Below are 786 nucleotides of genomic sequence, written 5' to 3'. Positions count from 1 at the left end.
CGCGTTTGGAAATGCACTCACCCCAGACAACAACATAGAGCCAAACTGACAACAACACTGGCAATGAAGCGGTAATACCGAGCTACAAGACTCGCTGTACGATGGATCCCCGCGTTCGCGAGGATGACGAACTGAGAGACAGAAAGAGGCTGACAAACCGAAGTTATAAGTAAGAAGTTGTAATAACAAAGGATGTGATGAGACAATACACATCAACAGCGACACTATCCCGTAAAAACTCAGCACACCGCCGCCAAACCACCAGCTGTCATTCCCGTGCACACGGGAATCCATTAATCCACACACGCCGGATGTCACGTTTGAAAACGCACTTGCCACAACAGACAACAACATAAAGCAAAACCAACAACAATACCGGTAACGAAGTGGTAATACCGAGCGACAACACTCGCTGTACGATGGATCCCCGCCTTCGCGAGGATGACGAGCTGAGAGACAGAAAGAGGCTAACAGAGCGAAGTTATACGGAAGAAGTTGGAATAACAAAGGATGAGACAAAACACATCAACAACGCCACTATCCCATAAAAACTCAGCACACCGCCGCCACGCCACCCATCGTCATTCCCGTGCACACGGGAATCCATTCATCCACACACGCCAGATGTCGCGTTTGGAAATGCACTCACCCCAGACAACAACATAGAGCCAAACTGACAACAACACTGGCAATGAAGCGGTAATACCGAGCTACAAGACTCGCTGTACGATGGATCCCCGCGTTCGCGAGGATGACGAACTGAGAGACAGAAAGAGGCTGACAAAC

1 pseudogene is annotated in these 786 nt (G+C 49.5%); it reads right to left on the bottom strand.

The annotated features are described in order from the left end of the window. Window positions 1-354 (bottom strand): annotated as a pseudogene (locus CIK04_RS33125) (hypothetical protein); the annotation flags it as partial. Window positions 355-786 lie beyond the last annotated feature (432 nt).

The sequence above is a fragment of the Vibrio sp. 03_296 genome, assembly GCF_002265885.1.
The sequence above is the reverse complement of the archived record's forward strand: the minus strand, read 5'-3'. Positions and strand labels throughout refer to the sequence as shown.